This window comes from Polaromonas sp. P3_C2, assembly GCF_056402675.1.
The window spans coordinates 1-627 of record NZ_JBFUGX010001214.1 but is presented as its reverse complement, the minus strand read 5'-3'; the positions used below and the strand labels follow the sequence as shown (position 1 = coordinate 627).

Sequence of the window (627 nt, the reverse complement as noted above, 5' to 3'; positions counted from 1 at the left end):
CAACAGCGGCATGCTCCGGTCCCGGTCATAGGGCCGGAAGATCACTGTGGACCTGGCGTACAAGCCGGCCAGGCAGGCGGCGATGTACCAGCGGTAGTCGCCCCAATAGTGGTGCGTGAAAAAATTGCCGTAGATCAGCAATGCAATCACCACACCCATCCAGTAAGGCGGGTGATGCCGGATGCGCAGGTCAAACAGCCGCCACGCCTGGATGATGTAGCTGCCCACCGCCGCATACATGAAGCCGGAAAACAGCGGCACGCCAAACACTTTCGTATAGGCAAAGTCCGGGTAGCTCCATGACTGTATGGACCCGGAAGTCTTGAAGACCTCCAGCGCAAACCCCACCACGTGAAAGAGGCAGATGGCTTTCAGCTCATCCAGGGTTTCCAGCTTGGCCAGCACCATCCAGCCTTGAATCAGCAGCGCAATCAAAAGCAGCAGGTCGTAGCGCGGAACACCGGCCACACCGGCCCGCGGCACAAGGAACACCGCTGCAAAGAACAGCCCGGCAAAGAGGCACGCCCTGGCTTCCTTGAGGCCGAAACAGCCAAACTCCACCAGAAAGCGGCGAAAGCCCGACAGGCCCGCATGAGATTTCGCCTGGATCAGCCAGTTGTCCAACGC

The 627-nt window shown here is 59.5% G+C and carries 1 protein-coding gene; it reads right to left on the bottom strand.

The window, feature by feature from the left end:
• The coding region (locus AC1DWI_RS25675) for a DUF817 domain-containing protein (protein ID WP_477726258.1) at positions 1-624 on the bottom strand (624 nt) is incomplete at its 3' end.
• Between the last annotated feature and the right edge of the window lie 3 nt (positions 625-627).